Source organism: Achromobacter sp. Root170 (assembly GCF_001428165.1).
GTDB lineage: Bacteria > Pseudomonadota > Gammaproteobacteria > Burkholderiales > Burkholderiaceae_B > Achromobacter > Achromobacter mucicolens.
In genome coordinates this window covers 1-19,655 of the sequence record NZ_LMHN01000019.1, presented here as the reverse complement: position 1 = coordinate 19,655, position 19,655 = coordinate 1, and the positions used below count along the sequence as shown (strand labels likewise).

At 67.2% G+C, this 19,655-nt stretch carries 21 protein-coding genes; 15 read left to right on the top strand and 6 right to left on the bottom strand.

Annotation, left to right across the window (positions count from 1 at the left end; translation table 11 throughout):
• Window positions 1-5 precede the first annotated feature (5 nt).
• Entirely contained in the window at window positions 6-431 is a 426-nt protein-coding gene (locus tag ASD87_RS24160; protein WP_056327447.1) for a thioesterase family protein, read from the top strand.
• 49 nt (window positions 432-480) lie between these two features.
• Window positions 481-888, top strand: coding sequence for a RidA family protein (locus ASD87_RS24155; RefSeq protein WP_056327445.1), 408 nt, complete (start codon window positions 481-483; stop codon window positions 886-888).
• Window positions 889-1,508: 620 nt separating this feature from the next.
• Here the strand turns inward: ASD87_RS24155 and ASD87_RS24150 are convergent.
• Entirely contained in the window at window positions 1,509-2,495 is a 987-nt protein-coding gene (locus ASD87_RS24150; protein ID WP_056327443.1) for an AraC family transcriptional regulator, read from the bottom strand.
• Window positions 2,496-2,786: 291 nt separating this feature from the next.
• On the opposite strand from ASD87_RS24150, the gene ASD87_RS24145 reads away from it, so the two are divergent.
• The 6 genes from ASD87_RS24145 to ASD87_RS24120 are packed head-to-tail and all read left to right on the top strand — an operon-like array spanning window position 2,787 to window position 8,575.
• Window positions 2,787-3,977, top strand: a complete 1,191-nt coding sequence (locus ASD87_RS24145) for an ABC transporter substrate-binding protein (RefSeq protein WP_056327441.1) — start codon at window positions 2,787-2,789, stop codon at window positions 3,975-3,977.
• A gap of 31 nt (window positions 3,978-4,008) precedes the next feature.
• The gene (locus tag ASD87_RS24140; RefSeq protein ID WP_056327439.1) at window positions 4,009-5,253 is read left to right on the top strand and encodes a dienelactone hydrolase family protein; all 1,245 of its coding nucleotides are present in this window, start codon (window positions 4,009-4,011) and stop codon (window positions 5,251-5,253) included.
• Between the two features lie 9 nt (window positions 5,254-5,262).
• Entirely contained in the window at window positions 5,263-6,612 is a 1,350-nt protein-coding gene (locus tag ASD87_RS24135; protein WP_056327437.1) for an aromatic ring-hydroxylating dioxygenase subunit alpha, read from the top strand.
• Complete coding sequence (locus tag ASD87_RS24130; RefSeq protein ID WP_056327436.1) at window positions 6,603-7,136, top strand: aromatic-ring-hydroxylating dioxygenase subunit beta; 534 nt, start codon at window positions 6,603-6,605, stop codon at window positions 7,134-7,136. The genes ASD87_RS24135 and ASD87_RS24130 overlap by 10 nt, the downstream gene beginning before the upstream one ends.
• Window positions 7,136-7,744 carry a cysteine hydrolase family protein gene (locus ASD87_RS24125; RefSeq protein ID WP_056327434.1) on the top strand — a complete coding sequence of 203 codons (609 nt, stop codon included), beginning with the start codon at window positions 7,136-7,138 and terminating at the stop codon, window positions 7,742-7,744. The genes ASD87_RS24130 and ASD87_RS24125 overlap by 1 nt, the downstream gene beginning before the upstream one ends.
• Window positions 7,745-7,756: 12 nt before the next feature.
• Window positions 7,757-8,575 (top strand): SDR family oxidoreductase, encoded by an 819-nt coding sequence (locus tag ASD87_RS24120; protein WP_056327431.1) that lies wholly within the window; start codon window positions 7,757-7,759, stop codon window positions 8,573-8,575.
• A gap of 177 nt (window positions 8,576-8,752) precedes the next feature.
• Here the strand turns inward: ASD87_RS24120 and ASD87_RS24115 are convergent, their stop codons facing one another.
• On the bottom strand, window positions 8,753-10,501 hold the full coding sequence (locus tag ASD87_RS24115; RefSeq protein WP_056327429.1) for a DUF342 domain-containing protein: 1,749 nt from the start codon (window positions 10,499-10,501) through the stop codon (window positions 8,753-8,755).
• A 272-nt stretch (window positions 10,502-10,773) separates the two neighbouring features.
• Between ASD87_RS24115 and ASD87_RS24110 the strand changes: the two genes are divergently transcribed.
• Window positions 10,774-11,517 (top strand): lytic transglycosylase domain-containing protein, encoded by a 744-nt coding sequence (locus ASD87_RS24110; RefSeq protein WP_056327427.1) that lies wholly within the window; start codon window positions 10,774-10,776, stop codon window positions 11,515-11,517.
• 33 nt (window positions 11,518-11,550) lie between these two features.
• Here the strand turns inward: ASD87_RS24110 and hemL are convergent, their stop codons facing one another.
• The 3 genes from hemL to ASD87_RS24095 are packed head-to-tail and all read right to left on the bottom strand — an operon-like array spanning window position 11,551 to window position 14,305.
• Window positions 11,551-12,828, bottom strand: coding sequence for a glutamate-1-semialdehyde 2,1-aminomutase (gene hemL, locus ASD87_RS24105; RefSeq protein WP_056327425.1), 1,278 nt, complete (start codon window positions 12,826-12,828; stop codon window positions 11,551-11,553).
• Between the two features lie 5 nt (window positions 12,829-12,833).
• Window positions 12,834-13,499 carry a thiamine phosphate synthase gene (gene thiE / locus ASD87_RS24100; RefSeq protein WP_056327423.1) on the bottom strand — a complete coding sequence of 222 codons (666 nt, stop codon included), beginning with the start codon at window positions 13,497-13,499 and terminating at the stop codon, window positions 12,834-12,836.
• The gene (locus ASD87_RS24095; RefSeq protein ID WP_174245394.1) at window positions 13,496-14,305 is read right to left on the bottom strand and encodes a hydroxymethylpyrimidine/phosphomethylpyrimidine kinase; all 810 of its coding nucleotides are present in this window, start codon (window positions 14,303-14,305) and stop codon (window positions 13,496-13,498) included. Before ASD87_RS24095 ends, thiE begins: the two co-directional genes overlap by 4 nt.
• A gap of 154 nt (window positions 14,306-14,459) precedes the next feature.
• Between ASD87_RS24095 and ASD87_RS24090 the strand changes: the two genes are divergently transcribed.
• The 6 genes from ASD87_RS24090 to ASD87_RS24065 all read left to right on the top strand — a co-directional run bounded on the left by ASD87_RS24090 (window position 14,460) and on the right by ASD87_RS24065 (window position 18,717).
• A complete protein-coding gene (locus ASD87_RS24090; RefSeq protein ID WP_003814980.1) occupies window positions 14,460-14,624 on the top strand; it encodes a rubredoxin in 165 nt (54 codons plus the stop codon).
• A gap of 146 nt (window positions 14,625-14,770) precedes the next feature.
• Window positions 14,771-15,358 (top strand): YqgE/AlgH family protein, encoded by a 588-nt coding sequence (locus ASD87_RS24085; protein ID WP_056327419.1) that lies wholly within the window; start codon window positions 14,771-14,773, stop codon window positions 15,356-15,358.
• Window positions 15,351-15,752 carry a Holliday junction resolvase RuvX gene (ruvX, locus tag ASD87_RS24080; protein WP_056327418.1) on the top strand — a complete coding sequence of 134 codons (402 nt, stop codon included), beginning with the start codon at window positions 15,351-15,353 and terminating at the stop codon, window positions 15,750-15,752. The genes ASD87_RS24085 and ruvX overlap by 8 nt, the downstream gene beginning before the upstream one ends.
• Before the next feature lie 21 nt (window positions 15,753-15,773).
• Window positions 15,774-16,694: an aspartate carbamoyltransferase gene (locus tag ASD87_RS24075; protein ID WP_056327415.1), complete on the top strand. Its 921-nt coding sequence runs from the start codon at window positions 15,774-15,776 to the stop codon at window positions 16,692-16,694.
• A complete protein-coding gene (locus ASD87_RS24070; RefSeq protein WP_056327413.1) occupies window positions 16,691-17,980 on the top strand; it encodes a dihydroorotase in 1,290 nt (429 codons plus the stop codon). Before ASD87_RS24075 ends, ASD87_RS24070 begins: the two co-directional genes overlap by 4 nt.
• Complete coding sequence (locus tag ASD87_RS24065; protein WP_056327411.1) at window positions 17,977-18,717, top strand: 1-acyl-sn-glycerol-3-phosphate acyltransferase; 741 nt, start codon at window positions 17,977-17,979, stop codon at window positions 18,715-18,717. The genes ASD87_RS24070 and ASD87_RS24065 overlap by 4 nt, the downstream gene beginning before the upstream one ends.
• Window positions 18,718-19,251: 534 nt before the next feature.
• On the opposite strand, the gene ASD87_RS24060 is transcribed toward ASD87_RS24065, so the two are convergent.
• Window positions 19,252-19,655: transposase (locus ASD87_RS24060; RefSeq protein ID WP_156403501.1), on the bottom strand; the 404-nt coding region annotated here is incomplete at its 5' end.

Sequence of the window (19,655 nt, the reverse complement as noted above, 5' to 3'; positions counted from 1 at the left end):
ACATCATGGCAGCACCCTTCGTGAGTCAGGTAGAAGTCCGCTTCCGGCATTGCGACCCGGCGGGCATCGTGTTCTATCCGCGCTATTTCGAGATGATCAATGATTTCGTCGAGGAGTGGTTCGACAAGGGAATGGGGCTGCCATTTCATGCGCTGCACGTGGAGCGGCACATCGGCACGCCGATGGCGTCGGTGACGTGCGATTTCAGCGCGCCAAGCCGCTGGCACGAAAAGCTGTGCCAGACGCTTTCGGTGCAACGCATCGGCGGGGCGTCGTTCAAGGCGCTGGTGCGTTTTGAAGGGCCTGACGGGCAGTTGCGGTTGTCGGCAACGCTGACGATCGTGACGGTGGACCTGCGGACGATGAAGTCGATGCCGCTGCCCGCGGATCTGCGGGAACGCATGCAGGATTATCTGGCAACCGCGGCATAAGCGGGCGCCACCCTGTGGTTTGTTTATTTGATCAATAGGATGAGACGTTATGAAGATTCTGCAACCGCCGGATTGGATGGCGCCCCGGGGCTATTCGAATGGTGTGCTGACCGAGATGCAGGTGGGCAGCAAGCTGGTGTTCGTAGGCGGACAGGTGGGCTGGAACGGGCAGCAGCAGTTCGAGTCCGATGACTTCGCGGACCAGGTGCGTCAGGCGCTGCTGAACATCGTGCAGATCCTGGCCGAGGGCGGGGCGAAGCCGGAACATATCGTGCGGATGACGTGGTATGTGACGGACAAGAATGAATACGTGGCGGCTTATCCGGGTATCGGCAAGCACTACCGGGAGTTGATCGGCCGGCATTTCCCGGCGATGACGGCGGTGGAGGTTGCCGATCTGGTGGAGGATCGCGCGAAGGTCGAGATTGAAGTGACTGCGGTGGTGCCTGCGCAGTAACGCGTTATTCGGCTTGACGGTGTACCGAAGGTTCGCCGCTTTTGCTGCCCGGCCGGCACCGGGGGGCTGGAGCGGCGGGCCTTTGGTGCTTTTGGCCGCGCTTTTGTTTGGTTTGTTGGCGGGTTTTGCTGAAGTGGTTTTCTGGCGCTCTCAGGATCCTCAGATCGTCAGGTGTCTGACACCCGCAGGAGACAGTCGTCATCGCACGGCGGTCATGGCCGGGTGTCTGACACCTTCATGATGCCCCGGTGCCGTTCTTAAGACGCCCGGCGCGCCGGAGCCTTCGCTCCGGACTCCCCCTTCGTCATCTTCGTCCAGGCCTTCGGCCTTCCCTTCAGATTCCCTCGGGCGCATCTACACGCCCCGCGCACCCCAGGCCGCCGCCACGCCGGGCTCGGGTGAATTCAGCTTGGCGGTTGTTGGGGGGATTTGAGTTCTTTAGGTTCTTGCCTGCGGTGGCTTGGGTATGAAGCATCTTTCGTTGCCCGCCCCACTGCGGCCGCGCGGGCGGCCTGGTGGGGCTTACGCGGTGTCTTGCGGCTGACGGGTGCGCTGCGCGCTCGCGACGTGCGTGGTTTTAGTCACGTAAGACTGATTCGGGTGTCAGACACCGCGTTCCCTCATCCCGCTGCGCGCCGCGTTTCTCTCGGCAGTTCTCCAAAACGCTCCCGGTAATACTCCGAAAACCTGCCCAAATGCCCGAACCCCACGCTCAGCGCCACTTCCGTGACGCTCGCGTCCGGCTGGGTCTTCAGCCGTGTTCTCGCCGCATCCAGCCGGAAGGCGCGCAGCGCATTCATCGGCGTCGTGTTGCGGTGTTCCTGAAACAGGCGCGTGAGCGCGGTGGCGCTGGCGCCGGCGTGGCGGGCGATGTCGTTCAGGGTCAGGGGGGCGCCCAGGCGTTCGCGCATGTAGGTCTCGGCGATGCTGAGGCGGCGCGGGACGGTGTTGGGCTGGCCTGCGTGGGTTTGCCAGGTGTTGGGCTGGTTGTAGAGCAGGTGCAGGACCAGGGTGTCTTCCAGGTGCTCCAGCCACGCGGCGGGTGGGCGGCGGGCGCCGTCGTCCAGGGTGGGAAGCAGGTGGATGAGGCTGGTCATCATGCTGCGCCAGGCGGCGCCGATGGGGGTGTCCAGGCGCAGGGCGGGACTGAAGTCCAGGGGGCCTGCGGCGGCGTCGCCGAAGGCGCGTTGGCCCATGGCTTCCAGCTTGCCTCTTGGGATCTTGAGCAGCAGTTGTTCGCAGCCGGCCTCCCAGTGCAGGCGCAGGCGGCGGTTGGGGGCGATGACGGCGGCGCAGTCGGGGTCGGCGTTGACGCCTTCGTCGCCGCATTCGATGCGGGCGCGGCCGCGCAGCGGCACCTGGACCAGCATGAAGTCCTGCAGGCGGTCGGGTTCGATGTGGACTTCTGCGCCGTAGCGCAACGTACAGACGGTCAGCGAGCCGAATCGGCCCCGGTTCAGCTCCGCGTCGACGCGTCCGCCTTTCCAGGTGAGGCGGTGGTCCTTCAGGGCTTCGGACACGCGCGCGCGGGTCTCATCCTGTTGCGTGGAGCTGAAGACGCGCCGTTGCAACAAGGGCGCCAGCTCGATTCGGGACCAGCCGTGCATGGAAGCCTCCGGGACGGGACCGATCCCGTATCTGGAGGCAGCGTAATGTAATCGGGCCGCATTGGGAATTAAGTGAATCCCGGATAAGGGTGGCGGTATTCGGATAGAGCTGGGGTGGACGCGGCCCTAATCTTGCCGGGAGGCGCCGTGCAGGGTGGTTGGCGCCTGTTGGAATGCAGACGCCGCGGCGCGTAAGCTGGGCGACTTGGATCGGCGGCATGCGTGTACCGACGGCAGACGGGTTCTGTCAGCTTTCCGCCAGCGCGGCTGGCGGCGAATACGGGGTGGCACATGAATCGAAATCGATGGAGCCGGCGCGCGCTGGCGGCGCTGGTTTGTCTGGGGGCGGTGGCGGGCGCGACGGGTGCGGCGTCGGCAGCGGACAAGGTGAAGGTGGGGCTGCTGACCACGCTGTCGGGGCCGGGCGCGGCGTTGGGCAACGAGATCCGGGACGGCTTCAATCTGGCGCTGCAGCATACGGGTGGCAAGCTGGGCGGGTTGACGGCGGAAGTGGTGGTGGCCGATGACCAGCAGAAGGCGGATACGGGGCGTCAGGCGGTGGAACGGCTGCTCAAGCGCGACCGGGTGAACGTGATGACGGGCATCGTGTTCTCGAATGTGCTGCTGCCGGTGATGCCGGCGATCCTGCAGTCGGACACGATCTATCTGAGCACGAACACTGGGCCTGAGAATTACGCGGGCGCGGGCTGTAATCCGAATTTCTTTGCGGTGGCCTGGCAGAACGAAGACATCCCGGCGGCGATGGGCAAGTACGCGGCCGACCAGGGCTACAAGCGCGTGGCGCTGATCGCGCCGGACTATCCGGGCGGACGCGAGTCGCTGAACGGATTCAAGCGCCTGTACAAGGGCGGCGTGGCAGAGGAAATCTATACGCAGCTTGGCCAGCTGGACTATGGCGTGGAGATCACGCAGCTGCGCGCCAGCAAGCCGGATGCGGTGTTCTTCTTTTTGCCGGGCGGCATGGGCGTGAATTTCATCAAGCAGTTCAACGGGGCGGGCCTGTCCAAGGACATCGCGCTGCTGGCGCCGGGCTTTTCGGGTGACGAGGACACGATCGCGGCGGTGGGCGCGCCGATCAAGGGCCTGCGCAACACGGCGCAATGGGCGGCAGAACTCGACAACCCCGCCAACCGCAAGTTCGTCGAGGATTTCAAGAAGACGTACAACCGCAGCCCGTCGCTGTATGCATCGCAGGGCTATGACGCGGCAATGCTGCTGGACAGCGCGGTGCGCCAGACGGGCGGCAAGCTGGATGCCGAGTCGCTGCGGCCGGCGCTGCGCCGCGCGGACTTCAAGTCGGTGCGGGGCGATTTCAAGTTCAACCGCAACCAGTATCCGGTGCAGAACTATTACCTGCGCGTGGTCGAGGCGGACGCCAGCGGCAAGCTGTCGAACAAGCTGTCGGGCACGGTGCTGACCCAATACCAGGATCCCTTTGCCGCCGCGTGCCAGATGAAGTAGGCCGCCGGACATCGCAACACAGGAGATACGCATGACAGAACGCATTTCAACGCGCGAGGTGACAATCGCCTCGCACGATGGCAAGTCCTTTGGCGCCTATCTGGCGGTGCCGGCTTCGGGCCGCGGGCCGGGCCTGGTGCTGTGCCAGGAGATTTTCGGGGTCAACGATTTCATGCGGCGCAGCGCGCAGCTGCTGGCCGAGGAAGGGTATGTGGTGCTGGTGCCGGATCTGTTCTGGCGCCAGCAGCCCGGCATCCAGTTGACGGACGGCCCGGCCGACATGCCGCGCGCCTTCGAGCTGTACAAGGGCTTTGACGTGGATGAGGGCATCAAGGACATCGCGTCGACACTCGCGGCGCTGCGCGATTTGCCCGAGCAGGAGGGCGGGGCGGGCGTGCTGGGCTATTGCCTGGGCGGCAAACTGGCCTATCTTGCCGCCTGCCGCACGGACGCGGATGTGGCGGTGGGGTACTACGGCGTGGGCATCGAGGACAGCCTGGAAGAGGCCGCCAATCTGCGCGGGCGTCTGGTGCTGCACATTGCGGAGCAGGACGGCTTCTGTCCGCCCGAGGCGCGCGCGCGCATCCTGGAAGCGCTGGGCGGCAAGCCGGGCGTGGAGCTGTACGTGTACCCGGGCGTGGACCACGCGTTTGCGCGCACGGGCGGCGACCACTATGACAAGCCGTCGGCGTTGATGGCGCACCAGCGCAGCATGGCGGCGCTGCAGCGCACGATCGGGCCGGAATTCGACTATTCGTATCTGTGGGACAAGCATTGCGAATATGAATTCGGCACGCGCGACGTGGCCGCGACGATGGCGACGATGGTGGCCGAACCCTACGTGAACCACATTCCGACGATGACGGGCGGCGTGGGCCACAAGGAGCTGTCGCGCTTTTACCAGCATCATTTTGTGAACAGCAACCCGCCGGACACGCGGCTGGTGCCGCTGTCGCGCACGGTGGGCGCCACGCAGATCGTGGATGAACTGCTGTTCTGCTTTACCCACACGACCGAGATCGACTGGATGCTGCCGGGCGTCGCACCCACGGGTAAGTACGTGGAGATCCCGCTGGTGGCCATCGTGAAGTTCCGCGGCGACAAGCTCTATCACGAGCACATCTATTGGGATCAGGCCAGCGTGCTGGTTCAGGTGGGCCTTCTGGACCCCAAGGGCCTGCCGACGGCCGGGCGCGAGACGGCGGCCAAGCTGCTGGACGAGACGCTGCCTTCCAACACGCTGATGGCGCGCTGGAAGGACAGCGAGAACAAGTAGGGAGACGACATGCCTTATACCGACGAACAACTTGCGGCCCTGGTGCGCGGCGACAGCGTGCATCGGGACCTGTACACGGATCCGGCCATCTTCGATCTGGAGATGCAGCGCATCTACGGCCGCGCCTGGATTTACGTGGGCCACGAAAGCCAGGTGCCCAAGACGGGCGACTATCACACCACGCGGCTGGGCGATCAGGACGTGCTGATGGTGCGCGCCGCCGACGGCCGCGTGCATGTGCTGTACAACCGTTGCCCGCACAAGGGCGCGAAGGTGGTGGCCGACGGCGAAGGCTGTGCCGGCAAGTTCTTCCGCTGTCCGTATCACGCCTGGACGTTCAAGCTGGACGGCAGCCATCTGGGCGTGCCGCTCAAGCAGGGCCTGGAAGGCACCTCGTACGATCCGGCGGATCCTTCGTTCTCGATGCGGCGCCTGCCGCGAGTGGAGAGCTACCGCGGCTTCGTGTTCGCCAGCCAGGCGGCCGAGGGGCAGGCGCTGGTGGACTTCCTGGGGGGCGTGCGCTCGTCGATCGACAACCTGTGCGACCGTTCGCCCGTGGGCGAAGTGGAAGTGGCGGGCGGCGTCTTCCGCGTGATGCAGCGGTCGAACTGGAAGGTCTTCTACGAGAACCTGCACGACACGATGCACGCGCGGGTCACGCATGAATCGTCGTATGCGGCGGCGCGCGACGAGGCCAAGGAAATCGGCGAGATGCCGCTGGAACTGCACATCATGGACGGCAACGGCGAGCCCTACGAATTCTGGGAAAAGCTGGAGCTGCGCGCCTACGACAACGGCCACGGCTACATGGAGGGCATCTTCAATCCGGGCGCCGCGGAGCGCGACCCCGTGTCGCGCGCGCACTTCGAGTCGCTGACCGCCGCCTATGGCGAACAACGCGCCCGCGAGATCCTGGGCATGAACCGCCACAACACGGTGATCTACGGCAGCGGCTCGCCTCACACGGTGTTCCAGCAGTTCCGCGTGATCCGGCCGGTTGCCGTGGACCGCACGCTGATCGAGATTCAGACATTCCGCTGCAAGGGTGCGCCGGAGGGCGTGTTCAAGCGCGCAATGCTGTATGCCAACGTGATCAATTCGCCGTCGTCCAACGTCATGCCGGACGACATCGAGCTCTACAACCGCTGTCAGGAAGGCAACGCGACGCGGGGCGGCGACTGGGTCAGCATGCATCGTTATCACGGCACCGACCGCGTCGACGCCGAGGGTATGGTGTCCGTGAACGGCACCAGCGAATTGCCCATGCGCAACCAGTTCCGCGCATGGAAAGCCTACATGGAGGCGGGCGCCGGCAATGGCGCGGCTGCCGCGGCCAAGGGAGACGGCGCATGCTGCTAGATCTGGATTTCGACGTCGGCACCGCGAACCTTGCGCCCGCCGACGTGCCCGCCGATGCCTACCACCGCATCGCCCAGTTCCTGTACCGCGAGGCGCGGCTGCTGGACGAGCGGCGCTATGACGACTGGCAGGCGCTGTGGACCGAAGACGGCATGTACTGGATGCCGCGCAAGCCGGGCCAGGAAAGCCCGTACGACTACATCTCGCTGTTCTGGGAAGACCGCATGCTGCGCGATGTGCGCATCCGGCGCCTGGAACATCCGCGCAACTGGTCCCAGCAGCCGCCCACGCGCAGCGTGCGGCTGGTGGGCGGCGTGCAGGTCGAGGGGGTGGATGCCGGCGGCAACTTGGTCGTGCATTCGGTCTTTCAGATGACCGAATGGCGCAAGCGCGAGCCGCGGCAGCTGGCAGGCCGCTACACCCACAAGCTGGCCGCCGAGGGCGACGGCTGGCGCATCCGGATGAAACGCGTGGACCTCGTCAATTGCGACGATGCGCATGATGCGTTCGAGGTGTTCGTGTGATGAGCGCGGACGTGGCGGTGCTGGCGCTGCACTATCAGAACGATGTGCTGCATGCGGATGGCAAGATCCGCGTCGGGCTGGATGCCGACAGCGGGGCGCGCCAGCGCCTGCTGGACAACGCCGCCGCCTTGCTGGAAGGCGCGCGCTCGCATGGGCTGCCGATCGTGCACGTGCGCATCGCGTTCCGGCCCGACTACGCGGACCTGCTGCCCAACTGCGATATCTTCCGCAACGTGGCCAGGATCGGGGCGGTGCCGGAAGGGCAGTGGGGCAGCGCGTTCTATGACGGGCTGCAGCCGCTGGCGGACAGCACGCGCGAATTCGTGGTCAAGCACACGCGCATCAGCGCGTTCTATGGCACGCCGCTGGAGGAAACCCTGCGGCTGCTGGGTGCGCGGCGGCTGGTAGTGGCCGGCGTGGCGACGCATTCGGTGGTGGAAGGCACGGTGCGTCATGCCGCCGATATCGGCTTTTCGGTCATGGTGGCCGAAGATGCCTGCGCGTCGGCCGACCCGGCGGTGCACGCGGCGTCGCTGGCCAGCATGCGGCTGATCGCGCAGACGGCGCCGGTGGCGGACGCGGTGCGCTGGGCGGCCGCGCCCAACTGACAAGGAACACACATGGACTTTTCAGGTTTCCCGGGCCTGGCGGGCAAGACCGCCATCGTCACCGGCAGCACCCAGGGGCTGGGCGCGGACATCGCGCGCGGCTTTGCCGCGGCGGGCGCCAACGTCGTGCTGGTCGGCCGCAATGCCGACGCGGGCCAGGCGCTGGCGCACGCGCTGGGCGAACGCGCGCTGTTCTGCGAAACCGACATCGGACAGGACGCGCAAATCAAGGCGTGCATCGATGCCGCGCTGGCGCGCTTTGGCCGGCTGGATTTCCTGGTCAACAATGCCTGCCAGTATGCGGACCGCGGGCTGGCGTCGACCCGCGAGGAGTGGCATCGCACGCTGGACACGAACCTGGTGTCGGCGGCCATCTTCACGCAGATGGCGGCGGCGCATCTGCCGCGCGGCGGCGTGGTGGTGAACCTGGGCAGCACGGGCGGAAAATTCGGTGCGGCCGGGCGGGCGCTGTACCCGGCGTCCAAGGCCGCGCTGCTGCAGATCACCAAGAATTTCGCGGTGGAACTGGCGCCGTCGGGCGTGCGCGTGCTGGCGGTGTCGCCGGCCTGGACGTGGTCGCCGTCGGTGGAACAGTTGTCAGGCGGATCCCGCCAGGCTGCCGATGCGGTGGGCGCGCATTTTCACCCGCTGGGCCGCGTGGGCTCCGGCGAAGAGATCGCCGCAGCGGTGTGTTTTTCGTGCTCGGACGCGGCATCGTGGATGACCGGCGTCGACATTCCGGTGGACGGCGGCTTCTCGGTCCTGGGCCCGGACCGCGGCATCTCGCCGCGCGTGTGGTTCAAGGAACTGATGCCGGACGACGGCGTCTGAGGTCAGGGTGGGCTGGATGGCAGCGCGGCGCCGGGCATCTTCGTGCCGCGAAGGTGTCAGACACCCCTGCCGCCGCGGAGGTGTCTGACACCCTTGAGAGACCGTGGACGGCTTGTCGCGGTGTGGCCGGGGTGTCAGACACCGGGGTTCGAGACACCGGGGTTCGAACGCCAGCGTCTAGCGAATAACGATCTCGCCTTCTTCCAGGCCGGCCTTGCCGCCCACCTGGTCTTCCAGGAACTCCTGCATCTTGTTGCCCAGCTGGATCTTCGTGCCGCTACAGAAGCGGCGCGTGGCGGCGATGGTGGCGTTCTGTTGGGGCAGCAAGTCGCGCGCCAGCTGGGCCTCTTCGGTTTCCAGGCCGGCCAGATCGCCGATCAGCTTGGTGTGCGTGTTGCGCGCGCGCTCGACCACGTCGCCCGTGGCCCGTTGCGGATTGGCTTGCAGGAACATCAGCAGCTGCTCCAGTTTGGCCTTTTCCTCGTTCATCTTCAGGCGCTTGCGGGTCAGCGCCGAACGCTTGATGTCCGCGTGCGGATCCAGGCCCGCCTGCACCAGCGTCGGAATGCCTGCCGGCGAGCCGATGGTGCCGGCGCGCACCGCCAGCAGGGCGCGGGTCTCGCCGCCCGTGATGGCGCTTTGCTGCGTGTTGGGCGGGCCGACGTTCACGCTGCCGCCGGCGGCAATGCTGCATTGACGGATCTCGCGCTCGACGTCGATGTCCTGGCCCGCGCTGATGACGGCGTTCTCGATGAATTTGGCGCGCAGCGTGCCGCCGCAGACGATGTGCGCGGTGCGCGCCGCGGCCGTGGCGTCGTGCACGGTTTCGGCCATGCCGATGATGCCGCCCTTGACGGTGACGCTGCCGCCGGCCTCGACCAGCGCGGCCTCGATGGTGCCGTTGACGACCACGTCGCCGGTGACGCGCACTTCCATCGTGGCGGCAATGTCGCCGCGCACTTGCAGGGAGCCTTCGAAGTTGATGTTGCCGGTGGACAGGTTGACGGCGTCCACCTCCACCATCGGATTGACCTGCACGCCATGGGTGATGATTGTCGGCGTGCCGGCGATGGCCGCGCGCAGCAGCAGGGGATTCTCGGGATCGACTTCGACGCCGGACAACTCCTTGGAGAACGGCGTGTCGGGCAGCTCTTCGGGCATCACCGGCTCGCCGAGCACGTTGGTGCCGTCCACGCCCGGCAGCGGCGGAATGCGGCGCATGAGCGGCGTGCCCGGCGACACGAGCAAGAGGCTGCCCAGGTCCCGGTAATCCACCTGGGCCAGTTCGTCGATGTCTTCGGCGCGCGGCTTCAGGCGGTCGAGCAGGCTCTCGAAGCGGGTGGGGGTGCCGCGCGTGGGCGGCGTGCCTTGCGCGGCCAGGATGGTCTCGGCGCGACCCAGCGCCACGGCCTCGGCCAGCGCGCTGTCCAGCACGCCGTGCACGATGCCCTGGTCGGCCAGCGCCTGGCGGACCGCTTCCAGCGTGACGGGCTTGCCGCCCTTGGGCGGATGCAGCGTCAGGGTCGCCGCCATGCGGGTTGCGTTCAGTTCGATGTCGAAGCTGCCGTCAACCACCTGGCCGACGGGGCTCTGCACGGGTTCGGCGGCCGTGCGGCACAGGTCGATGAAGGCGAGGATGGCGTGGTTGTCGAGCGCCTCGGCGCCCCAACCCTGCGCGGCAGCGGCGGCGACCAGGGCGTCCCAGGTCGGCAGGTCCGTGTTGATGAGCGGGGCGTCGGCTTCATCGGCGAGGGCGACGCTGGTGTCCTGGTCGTCGGGCTGTTCGCCGCCCTCCTGAGGGGCGGGCGCCGCGGCAGGCGCGGGCGCGGCCTCGGAAGGTTCCGGACGGGGTGGCGGCGTGTAGACCGCCGTCAGGACGTTGGTGTCGGCATCCAGCACCAGCTGGAGCATGTTTTCTGCGCCCATTTCACCCTCTCTCCGGTTCCGGCACGAACGGCCGGTTCAATCATTTGGTAATTGAACGAAATATTACGTCATATTCATTGCAAGGACGATCTTTACCGGCCTGTAACACGCAAAATTTATCGTCCGCATGGCCTAGTCATGTCCCCGATTTTCCCTGGGAAACCAGCGGCTTGCCGCGATGTAGATCATCGGCAGGAAAGACAGGACCGGGATGGTGCAAGCAGCATTAGGGCTCGCCAACGCGTCTCAGGACGCCGCCGGAGCCCCGTCCCATGTCCCAACCGCCCACTTCCATTCTTTCGGCCACGCGCGCCATCCTGGCGCGCGCCGGCGGGATGGCGGCGCTGGCGACGGGTGCTCTGGCGCTGGCGGCCGCAGCGCCGGTCCAGGCCGCCGACACCTACCGCTACAAGGACCCGTTCGGGGTGTGGCGCACGATGAAAGTGCCCACCGGCACCGGTAAATACTACAAGCGGGCGCAGGCACGCACGGCGGGGCGAGGCAGCGTGGAAGCCCTGTGCCTGACCTGTGAGCCAGAGGCGGGCGACGGCGCGCGCCGGGTGACCCGGGCCGCGGCCGAACCGCCCTTGCGCTGGAGCACGGTCAAGCCCACGACCAAGCACGACAACCTGATCGCCCGCGCCGCGCTGGATTCCGGCGTCGACCAGGCGTTGCTGACTGCGGTCATTGCCATCGAATCGGGGTTTCGCAGCGATGCCCGCTCGCCCAAGGGCGCGCTGGGACTGATGCAGTTGATGCCGGCGACGGCCGCGCCGTTGCTGTCGGTGGACGACGTGGAACGCGCGCTGGTGGATCCGGCGACCAACGTGCAGGCCGGATCGCGCCATTTGCGCCGGCTGATCGACCGGTATCCGGGCCGCCTGGATCTGGCGCTGGCCGCGTACAACGCGGGCGAGGGCGCCGTGCGCAAGTACGACGCCGTGCCGCCCTACGCGGAAACCCAGGCTTATGTGAAGAATGTGACGGCCCTGTACGAGCAGTACAAGGCGCCTTGAAGGGAGCGGGCGGCAGGCCCGCTCCGCAGACGCTTACAGCCCCGCGAAAACCTTTTCCGCGATATCCAGCGTGGCCTGGATCACGGCGTCGTCGTGGGTGGCCGACACGAAGCCCGCTTCGAAGGCGGACGGCGCAAAATGCACGCCGTGGTCCAGCATGGCATGGAAGAAGCGGTTGAATGCCGCCGTGTCGCACGCGGAGACCTGCGCGAACGAGGCCGGGATGCTGTCGCTGAAATAGATGCCGAACATGCCGCCCACCGAATCCGCAGAGAACGGCAGGCCGGCCTTGCGGGCGCGTTCTTGCAGGCCCTGCGCCAGCTTGGCGGTCTGGGCCGACAGGTTCTCGTAGAAGCCCGGGGCGCCGATCAGGCGCAGCGTGGCCAGACCCGCGGCCACGGCCACCGGGTTGCCCGACAGCGTGCCGGCCTGGTAGACGCCGCCCAGCGGCGCGATGTGCTTCATGACTTCGGCGCTGCCGCCAAAGGCCCCCACCGGCATGCCGCCGCCGATCACCTTGGCCAGCGTGGTGATGTCGGGCTTGACGCCGGTCAGGCCCTGCACGCCTTGCGGTCCGACGCGAAAGCCCGTCATGACTTCGTCGAAGATCAACAGCGCGCCGTGCTGCGAGCAGACTTCGCGCAGACCTTCCAGGAAGCCGGGCGCCGGCTTGATGAGGTTCATGTTTCCGGCGACCGGCTCCACGATGATGCAGGCGATGTCGGCGCCGTGCTGCGCGAAGGCTTCGCGCACGGCATCCAGGTTGTTGTATTCCAGGGTCAGCGTGTGCGAGACGAACTCAGGCGGCACGCCGGCCGAGCTGGGATTGCCGAAGGTCAGCAGCCCCGATCCCGCCTTGACCAGCAGGCTGTCCGAATGGCCGTGATAGCAGCCTTCGAACTTGACGATCTTGGCGCGGCCGGTGGCGCCGCGTGCCAGACGGATGGCCGTCATGGTGGCTTCGGTGCCCGAGCTGACCAGGCGCACCTGTTCCAGCGACGGCAGGCGCGAGATCAGCACTTCGGCCAGTTCGATTTCCGCTTCGGTCGGCGCGCCGAACGACAGGCCGTTGACGGCCGCTTCCTGCACCGCGCGCACCACTTCCGGGTGCGAGTGGCCCAGGATGGCCGGGCCCCAGGAGCCCACGTAATCGATGTACTGCTTGTCTTCCGCGTCCCACACGTACGGACCCTGCGCGCGCTTGATGAAGCGCGGCGTGCCGCCCACGGAGCGGAAGGCGCGCACCGGCGAATTGACGCCGCCGGGGATGCTGCGGCAGGCGCGGTCGAAAAGCTGAGCGTTACTGGACATGGGTATCAAGACTTGCGGTTGAAGTTGGCGGAATAGGGCGCCGAGCAGGCCACGGCCGCGGCCCGGATGCTGGGCGCCTCGAACAGGCTCGTGATGACGGCGATGGCGTCGGCGCCGGCCTGCGCCACGAGCGGGGCGTTGGCGGGGGTGATGCCGCCGATGGCCACCACCGCGGGACGGGGCGCATCGCGCTCATCGGCCAAGCGGCGGGCCTCGGTCAGGACGGACAGCGGCGCGCGCACCGTGTCGGGTTTGACCGTGGAGGCGAACATGGCGCCGAAGGCGATGTAGTCGGCGCCGGCGTCGAGCAATTCACGTGCCCGCGCCAAGTCATCGTAGCTGGAGCCACCCAGGATCAGGTCGGGGCCGGCCTCGCGGCGGATGTGCGCCAGGCTTTCGTCGTCGCGGCCCACGTGGGCGCCGTCGGCGCCGACCTCCAGCGCAAGCCGCCAGTCGTCATTGATGAGGAACACCACGCCCAGTTCGCGGCACAGCGGCGCCAGGGCGCGGGCCTGCGCCGCGCGCACCGCGTCCGGCACGTTCTTGCGGCGCAACTGCAGCGAGCGCATGCCGCCTGCGGCCGCATCGCGCACGGCCTGCAACAGGCGGTCGGTGTCGTCCCATTCAGGCGTCACGCCATACAGGCCGGTGGGGAAGCGCAAGGATTTCATTGGGGCAGGATCCGGTTGGGAATGCGCCGGCCCATGCCCGGCAGGAAGCTGGCGGCCACGGCCGCGTCCGCGTGGACCAGACCCTGGCGCACGGCCTCGGGCATTTCCAGGCCCTGCGCCAGCATGGCGGTGATGGCGGTGGCCGCCACGCCGCCGGCGTCGCCGTTGCGGTCGGGCGGCGCCTGCCAGGGCCAGGTGTGCGTCTGGCCGCCGGGGCCGAGCAGCACGTTGGCGAAGTGACCGGGACGCTGGGGGCTGCCCAGCACCAGGACCCACGCCGCGCCGGCCGCCACCAGGGCGTGCATGGGCGTGGGTGCGTCCCCGATATCGATATCGCCGTCGGCGTGCCACTGCGCAAGGCGCAGGTGTTCAATGACCAGCAGGTCCGTCTGCGGCAGCACCAGTTCCAGCGTCGCGGCCAGGAGGTCGTCGGCTTCGTCCTCGTCGGCGGCGCTTGCGGGCACCTGCGCGCGCTGGCCCAGGTGCAGAACGAGCGGCACCTGGCTATAGTCGGCGGCAACCTGCGCCGCCACGCTGGCCGTTTCCGCGGTGTATAGTCCGCCCACCTTGATGGCCTGCACCGGCATGTCTTCGAGCAGGCAACGCGCCTGGTCGTCCAGCAGGTCGGGCGAAACGGGGTGGATTTCTTCGATGCCGGCGGTGTCCTGCACGGTCAGCGCGGTCACGGCCGCCAGGCCATGACAGCCCAGGCGGGCGCAGGTGACGGCGTCCGCGGGCAACCCGTCCGAGCCGGAGGGATCGAACGGGCCGAAGACCAAAACGAGAGGGGGAGTTACGGAGGCCACGTGACAACGCTTGATTGAGGGCGCCCCGGCTCATTTGGCATGAATCAGGGGAACCCCTATTGGGTTTCGGTAAGATTGTCCCCATTCTAATGGAAGCCCCTCACCTTTGCCCCACCGCGGGGATGCCGGTGGGGAATTGATGTAAGAGAGAACTATGCGTACTTGGATGTGTTTGATTTGCGGCTGGGTCTATGACGAAGAGGCCGGCCTGCCCGACGAAGGCATCGCTCCCGGCACTCGCTGGGAAGACGTGCCGCCCAACTGGGTCTGTCCCGAATGCGGCGCCCGCAAAGAAGACTTCGAACTGATGGAAATCTGAAGCCGTCACGCCCACATATTCCGCCAAGGCTCGTAAGATGGGGCATACCCCATCCCTAGTAACCGCCGCAGGGCCGCCAGGCATGATGTTTGCGTCTGCGCAGTCACTCCGAACGGTTTTCACAGACTACCCATGAAGGGGTTGCCATGACGGAAAAACATACCGAAAGCGCTGCGGCGCAGGCGGCCAACTTCGCCAACCAGTTCCTGATCGCCATGCCGGGCATGGTCGAGGGCAGCTTGGCGGGTTCCGTCATCTACGTGTGCGAACACACGGACCGCGGCGCGCTGGGGCTGGTCATCAACCGCCCCACCGACCTGACGCTGGGCACGCTGTTCGAGCGCATCGACCTGACGCTCGAGATCGGACCGGTCAAGGACACGTTCGTCTTTTTTGGCGGACCGGTCCAGACCGATCGCGGCTTCGTGCTGCACGCGCCGGCCGGCGACTACAGTTCCAGCATCAAGCTGGGCGACATGGCGCTGACCACGTCGCGCGACGTGCTGCAGGCCGTGGCCGACGGCAACGGCCCCGCGCGCATGCTTGTGACGCTGGGCTACGCCGGTTGGGGCGCGGGCCAGCTGGAAAGCGAAATGGGCCAGAATGCCTGGCTGAGCGTGGGCGCGGACGCGCACATCATCTTCGACGTGCCGCCCGAGGAACGCTATCCCGCCGCGCTCAAGCTGCTGGGCATCGATCCCGTGATGCTGGCCGGCGACGCTGGACATGCCTGAAGAAACCCTGCTTGCCTTCGATTTCGGCGAAAAGAAGATCGGCATTGCCATCGGCAATACGTTGACGCGCCAGGCGCGTCCGCTTGAAATCATCTTCAGCGAGGTCCGCGACGCGCGCTTTGGCCGCATCGCGGCGCTCTTGCAGGAATGGCAGCCGCACCGCGTTGTCGTCGGACTGGCGCTGGACGCCGAGGGCGGCGAACAACCCGCCACGGCGCGCTGCCGGCGCTTTGCCAACCAGTTGCACGGCCGCTTCGGCATCGCCGTCGAACTGGTCGACGAACGCGGCTCCAGCATGGAGGCCCAGCGCCTGCTCGGCACGCATGCCGCGGACGACGCAATGGCCGCGGCTGTTATCCTGCAACGCTACCTTGACGCCTTGCCCGCGGCCTGACGGCCGCGGCTTGTCTTGCCCATGCTCAATCCGCAACTCGATCGCCGCGGCGAACTCGCGCATCTGCTGACCACGGAAGGGCTGCCCCGCCGTCACGTCGAGCGGCTGCTCGAGATGGCGCGCGGACACGCGGCCGCCGGTGATGCGCCGCCATCCGCCGCGCCCGAAATGCCGGTGTTTCTTTGCCTGCCCGACACGGATGCCGCCGACCGCGAAGCCTACGCCGTGGCCGCGGCCAGCCTGTCCATGCTGCCGGTGCCGCTGGACGCGCAAGCCGGGCAGGCGCTGGCCGAAACCGTGGCGGGTCTTGCGCCGGGCGTGCTGGTCCTGCGTCATCCCCAAAGCGGCGCGGCGCATTGCGCAGCCGCCCATGCCGCGCCGGGCCTTCGCGTCCTGAATGCGGGCGACGGCCGGCATGCCGATCCCGTGCCGGCGCTGGCGCTGATGCAGGCCATCGGCGATGCCAAGCCCGACCTCACGAGCCTTGTCGTCACGCTGGTCGGCGACATCCGCCATTCGCGCGTGGCGCGTTCGATCATCCATCTTCTGACGACGCTGGGCGTACCCGAGGTACGCGCCGCCGCGCCGCGCACGCTGCTGCCCGACGGTCTTGCGCAACTGGGCGTGCGCGCCTGCGCGACCCTTTTAGAAGGCCTGAGCGACGCCGACGTGGTGATCGTGTTTCCCTTGAATGTCGAAGACCTCAGCGGCGCGCAGCTTCCGTCGGCGCGCGAGTACGCCCATACACATGGCCTGACGGCCGCGGCGATGGCGGCCGCCAAGCCGGACGTGCTGCTGTTGCCTGCCGGCGGGCTGGTGCCTGGCGTGGAGGTTGATGGCGACATCGCCGCCGGCCTTGAGCCCACCGAGGCGGGTGTCGCGGCGCTTGAACAACCGCTGCGCACGGCGGTGTTGCGCGTGCTGGCCGGAGCGGCGCCATGAGACTGCACATTGCCAATGGCCGATTGATCGATCCCGCAAATGGCGTGGACGGTCAGCACGATCTCTACATCGCATCGGGCCGCATCATTGCGGTCGGCGCGGCGCCGGACGGATTCCAGGCCGATCGCCGCATCGATGCCAATGGTCTGGCGGTGCTGCCGGGCCTGATCGACCTGTCCGCGCGCGTCGCGCAGGCAGGCCACACCGGATTCGCGCCCGCCGAGTTGCGCGCGGCGCTGGCCGGTGGCGTGACACGCCTGGTGCTGCCGCCCGACGCGGAAAGCCCGCTGGATGAGCCCACGAAGGTCGAGGCGCTGATGCGTCACGCGCAGGCCGGGCAATGCGCCGTCCACCCGCTGGGCGCGATGACCGTGGGTCTGGCGGGCGAAACGTTGACGGAAATGGCGCTGCTGGCGCGCGCGGGCTGCATCGCCTTTTCGCAAGGCGAGTCCATCATGGCCGACACGCGCGTGCTGTGGGGAGCGATGCGATACGCAAGCGGACTGGGCCAGACCTTGTGGTTGCGAGCGCAGGATCCGTGGCTGGCGCGCGGCACGTCGGTGGCAAGCGGTCCGTACGCGGAGCGTCTGGGCCTGGAAGGGATGCCCGCCCAGGCGGAAGCCGTGGCGCTGCACACGATCTTCGAATTGCAGCGCGCAACGGGCGCGCGGATTCACCTGGCGCGCCTGTCGAGCGCCGCCGGTATCGACCTGCTGCGCAAGGCCCGCCGCGAAGGCTTGCCGGTCACGGCAGACGTGTCGGTGAACAGCCTGCTGCTGACCGACGTGGACATCGGCTTCTTCGACACGAATCACCATCTGACGCCGCCGCTGCGGGGCCAGCGCGACCGCGACGCGATCCAGTCGGCGCTGGCTGACGGCGTGATCGACGCGCTGTGCTCGGATCACACGCCGGTTGACGCCCGAGGCAAGGCAGAACCATTCGCGGCGTCCACGCCGGGCGCGACGGGGCTCGAACTGCTCTTGTCGCTGGCATTGAAATGGGCGCGCGACAGCCGCCGCCCCATCGGCGACGCCCTGGCGCGCGTGACGTCCGGCCCGGCCGCGGTGCTCGCCGCCGTCGCGCTGCAGCTCGGCCCGTGCGGCCATCTGGGCGTGGATGCGCCGGCGGACCTGTGTCTGACGGACCTGGACGCGGAATGGATGGTGATGCCCGCGGCGCTGCAAAGCCGCGGCGTCCATACACCTTTCGCAGGTATGATGCTGCCCGGTCGAGTACGAGCCACCATGGTTGGTGGCCAACCGGCCTGGGAGACTCCAGTTTGAAGCTGCTGCGCTTTGTCCTACGGCTGAGCCTTGTCCTGCCCCTGATCATTTTCGGCCTGCTCTGCGTGGGCCTGGTCTTCCCCCTGATGCGCCCCGCGGCCCGCGCGCGGCTGAACCGCCGCTGGTCGCGCTGGCTGATGGCAGCCTGTGGCCTGCAGGTCATCCTGAAGGGCGAGCCGCGCCTGGAAGGCCCGGTGCTGCTGGTGGCGAACCACGTGTCCTGGATCGACATCTTCGTACTGAACTCGGCGCGAGCGACGTCATTCGTGGCCAAGAGCGAGATCCGCTCCTGGCCGGTGATCGGCTGGCTGGTCGCCGGCGCCGGCACGCTCTTCATCGAACGCGGCCAACGCCACGCGGTCCACGCGATGGGCGAGTCGATGCAGGACCGCTTCAAACAGGGCGACGCGGTCGGCCTGTTTCCCGAAGGGACCACGAGCGAAGGCTTTGAACTGCTCCCTTTCCACGCCAGCCTGTTCGAACCGGCTCGCGCAGCCGCGGTGGAAATCCAACCCGTGGCGCTGCGCTTCATGCAGCACGGCAAACGCAGCGGCTACGCGGCCTTCGTGGGCGAGGAGTCGCTGGTGGCCAACCTCTGGCGCGTGCTGGGGGTTACAGGATTGGCAGTCGAAGTGGTGTTCTTGCCCCCGCTGGCGGCGCGGCATCCGGATGGGTCGCTGCCGACGCGATTGGAACTGTCGCATCAGGCTAGAGAGGCGATTTTGCGGGTGCTTTGAGGGTGCCGGGTGAGAGCGGGCTTGGGTTGGGGCGCCAGCGGTTAGGACGTCAGAGGCTTTAGGCAATCGCTCGAGTCGGAGGGGCGTCTTTTTTGAACGGCCTCTAGTGAGCTGGGGCTGAAGGCTAGCTTGGTATTTTCGGTTGGCGGATTGGGTTCTTAAGGCGTCCGGCACGGCGGCGACCCGGGGCGCGCGGGGCCACGATTGCGGTCCGGAGCCTTCGCTCCGGACTGCCCCGTCGTCATCTTCGTTGTCGCCTTCGCTTCAGATTCCCTCGGGCTTATCGACGCCCCGCGCACCCCGGGCCGCCACCGCACCGGACTCGAGCAATAGAAATCTGACGGCCGGCGGGGTGGTCGGTGTGCTTGGCATTTTTGTGCAGAGACTTTCTGGCTAGAAGCATCTTGCGTTGCCCGTCTCCGTTCGGCCGCGCGGGCGGCCTCCGGAGACTTACGCGGCGTCTTGCGGCGTGGTGATGACGCTTCGCGCGTAGGTGCGTGCGTCTCACCAGATACCGTCTTGACCGTCAAGCGTTCAGGCGTAGTCGGGCCGATACGGTGTCCGAGTTTTAAGCACGCCGAAGCACAGATGCACCAGCTTTCTCATGGCCGCGCCCAGCGCGGCCATCTTGCTCTTTCCAGCTGCTAAGAGTCGCGCATAAAGCGCACCAACGTGTGGGTTGAAGCGCTTGCTGACGATAGCGGCCATGTAGAGGGTGGCACGTACTGTGCTGGGACCCGTTTTAGATAGCCGCGGCCGGCTGTTCAGACTGGTGCCGGACTGGCGTTGCACCGGTACCACCCCCAGGTAGGAGGCCAAGCCCTCGGCTGACTCGATGTGTCGGTTATGCATGATCGACAGGATCGAGTTCCCCGCTCGATCCCCGATGCCGGGGATGCTGGTCAGCAGTTCCCGATCCTCCTTCAGGTCCGGGTGGC